This window comes from Streptomyces sp. NPDC001002 (assembly GCF_053599215.1).
The window spans coordinates 1-3,566 of record NZ_JBSFLV010000286.1; the positions used below are offsets into that span (position 1 = coordinate 1).

2 protein-coding genes and 1 pseudogene are annotated in these 3,566 nt (G+C 70.6%); all 3 read left to right on the plus strand.

The genetic code is table 11. The features are described from left to right. Positions 1–1,606: pseudogene (locus ACWDR3_RS47405) on the plus strand (sacsin N-terminal ATP-binding-like domain-containing protein); the annotation flags it as partial. Positions 1,607–1,803: 197 nt separating this feature from the next. Further along, positions 1,804–2,583, plus strand: coding sequence for a calcium-binding protein (locus ACWDR3_RS47410; RefSeq protein WP_450358894.1), 780 nt, complete (start codon positions 1,804–1,806; stop codon positions 2,581–2,583). A gap of 141 nt (positions 2,584–2,724) precedes the next feature. Then, positions 2,725–3,566: hypothetical protein (locus ACWDR3_RS47415; protein ID WP_450358895.1), on the plus strand; the 842-nt coding region annotated here is incomplete at its 3' end.

Here is a 3,566-nt window from a genome sequence, read left to right on the forward strand (position 1 = left end):
CGACGGGCGGACGACCATCGGGCCCCGGCAGGTGCTGCTGCCCACGTCGGACGCCGACGCGCTGACCGACCCCGAGGTGCTGGCGCGGCTCGGGCTCAAGGTCGCGCATCCGGACGCCGCCCACCCGCTGCTGGAGAAGCTGGGCGCGCTGCCCGCGACCCCCCGGGCCGTACTCACCACGCCCCAGGTGCGGGCCGCCGTGGCCGCCTCCCTCGACGACGAGGGCGGCCTCGACTGGGAGCAGGAGGCGCCCGACGCCGAGGAGTTGGCCGACACGGTCCTCGCCCTGGTGCGGGACGCGGGCCTGGAGCCCGGTGACGAACCGTGGCTCGGCGCGCTCGCACTCCCCGACGAGGAGGGCGAGTTGGCGCCCGCCGGTGAACTCGTCTTCCCCGGCAGCCCCTTCGCCCAGGTCATCCGCGAGGACGAACTCGCCTCCGTCGACGCCGAGTTGGCCGAGAAGTGGGGCCGGCAGCCGCTGGCCGCCTGCGGAGTCCTCGCCGACTTCGCGCTCGTCCGCGCCACCGACGTCGTCCTCGACCCCGATGAACTGGAGCCCCGGGACGGCGACTTCGCCGAGCCCGACGACGCCGGGCTGCTGGACGCGGTGGACGTATGGAGCGAGGACGTCCTGGACCGCTTCCCGGACTCACCGGTCCCGCCCGTCGCCACGGAACTGATCGCCGTACGCGACCTGGACCTGGTGGACGACGACAAGTGGCCCCAGGCGCTGGCCATGCTGTCCCGCCCTCCCCTGCGCGACGCCTTGGTCCAACCGGTCCGCGTCCTCCTCCACGACGGCACCCACGAGCTGGTACGCCCGTACACGGCCTGGTGGCTGCGCGGAAACCCGGTCCTCGACGGCCGCCGCCCGGCGGGCCTCCTGGCGGCGGGCGGCGACCCGCTGCTGCGCGGCCTGTACGACGAGGCCGACGCGACGGGCTTCGACGACGAGCAGGTCCTGCGCGCGCTGGGTGTCCGCACCTCGGTGGCGGCGTTGCTGGACGAACCGGGCGGTGCGGCGGAACTCCTGGACCGCCTGGCCGACCCGGACCGCCGGGTCACTGGGACCCAACTGCACGCCCTCTACGGTGCGTTGGCCGACCTGGACCCGGAACAGGTCACTCTGCCGGACGACCTGCGGGCCGTGGTCGACGGCGATGTGGTCGTGGTCGACGCGGCCGACGCGGTCGTCGTCGACTCCCCGGACCTGCTCCCCTTCACGGACGGCGTCCCGCTGCTGCCGGTCCGCCCGGCCCGGGCTGCGGAGTTGGCGGAGCTGTTCCAGGTACGGCGTCTGAGCGAGTCCGTGACGGGCTCGGTGGACTCGGAGGGCACGGAACACGACGTACCGGAGTCGGTGCAGGTGTTGCTGGGCGACCGCACCCCGACGACATACGTCGAACACGAGGAACTGGTCGTCGACGGCGTGGAGTTGGACTGGCGCCTGACGTCCGACGGCGTCCTGCACGCGTCCACGGTCGAGGGCGTGGCCGCGGGCCTGTCCTGGGCGGCCCGCCAGTGGCCGCGGCGCTTCGAGGTGGCGGCGCTGCTGGAGGATCCTTCACGGACGGAGGAGCTGGGGCGGGATCGGTGGTTCGACTGAGGCGGCTGAGGCGAGGGAGGAGGCGGGCGTCGGGGGTCGCCCGTCAAGACCGTCGGAGGTCGCCGGCCAGGACGGACGCGCGATCCCGATCTTGAAATTTCTCGCACAAAGTTCTCACCACTCGTACAACCTTTCCCATCCGTCGCGGATCTGATCAGCGGAGCCACCAGGCTCCCTGATCACAACGTGGGGAAAGCATGCGTATTCGCGCCACCGTGGCCGCCCTCTCGGGCGCTCTGGCCCTCTCCGCCCTCGCCGTGCCGGCCGCGCACGCCGACGAGATCGACGGGGACACGACGATCTCGAACGTCGTCGTGAACGGCGGCAAGCCGGTCTCCGTCGGGGCGACCGCGAAGAAGACCATCTCGGTCACCTTCACCGTCAAGGACAACTCGGGCGCCGACTGGGCCACGGCCATCCTCTACCACGGCACGGACATCGAACACGCCGACAGCGGCGCTGTCGCCAACAGCAGCGACGGCCGGGCCACCTGCACCGTCGTGAACGCCACCACGTCGAACTGCAAGTCGACCTTCGACATGGAGCCGGGCTACAACCTGATCAACAAGGTCGCCGGCACGTGGAAGATCTGGGCGATCGCGGTGGGCAACGACGCCGACTCGATCCAGAAGGACAACGCGAAGTCCTTCAAGGTGCTGCGCGCCACGCAGCTGTCGGTCAACGCCGCGCCGGAGCCGGTGAAGAAGGGCAAGACCGTCACCGTCACGGGCAAGCTGACCCGCGCCAGCTGGGACACCGGCAAGAACGTGGCGTACGGCGGCCAGAAGGTGGCGCTGCAGTTCCGCAAGAAGAGCTCCAGCACCTACAGCAACGTCAAGGGCGTCACGACGACCTCGACGGGCGCGCTGAAGACGACGACCAAGGCGACGGTCGACGGCTACTTCCGCTACAGCTTCGCGGGCTCCTCGACGAGCCCGGCGGTCAGCGCCACGGGCGACTACGTCGACGTGAAGTAGTCGACGGCGTGCGGTGGTCGACGCCGTGAGGCGGTCGGCGACCTGAAGTGAGCGGTGACGTGAGGTGAGCGGCGCGGGTTCTGCCCGGGCCGCTCACCCGTCGCCGTCCCCCTGTTTCCCTCTTCCCACCCGAGGAAGTACATGCGTATTCGCGCCACCGTGGCCGCCGTCTCCGGCGCCCTGGCCCTCTCCGCCCTCGCCGTCCCGGCCGCGCACGCCGACAGCTCGCCGCTGGGCAAGGACCAGCTCGTGCAGGCCGCGCAGACCGTCCGCGAGGCCGCGGCCGGCACCTCCGCGGCCGGCACCTCCCGCGTCGGCGCGTCCGCCGCCGCGGACACGGGCACCCCGTACGCGCTGAACGTCGCGTTCTCCAACGTGAAGATCAACAAGGGCAAGCCGATCGTCGCGGGCATCAGCGGCCATGTCTCCGTCCCGGTGACCTACACCGTCACCCACGACGAGGGCCTCGACCTCAGCGCCCCCGACGTGTGGGTGGACGTCGAGATCTACCGCGGCTCCTACGACGACCCGGACAACTTCCTGATCGGCGACGACTGGCCCACCTGCACCGCGGCCACGACGACGACGTCCACCTGCAAGGGCACCATCGACGTCTACCCGTCGATGGACCTGCTCGGCAACGCGGACGCGACCACCTGGAAGGCCGACGGCTACGTCATCGACTGGAACGACCAGGACCCGCTGGACGACGACATCGACCTGAGCAAGGTCGGCTTCGGCGCCCAGGACAAGGTCGGCTCGACCAAGCTTCAGCGCACCTCGAAGCTGACGGTCAACGCCGCGCCGGAGCCGGTGAAGAAGGGCAAGACCATCACGGTCACCGGCAAGCTCACCCGCGCCAACTGGGACGACCTCAAGTACCACGGTTACGCCACCCAGAAGGTCGCGCTGCAGTTCCGCAAGAAGAACTCCAGCACCTACACCAACGTCAAGGGCATCAAGACGACCTCGACGGGCACCCT

What these genes read in the sequence shown, in the direction of transcription:
- ACWDR3_RS47410 (WP_450358894.1), top strand. Translation starts at nt 1,804, where the DNA reads ATGCGTATTCGCGCCACCGTGGCCGCCCTCTCGGGCGCTCTGGCCCTC.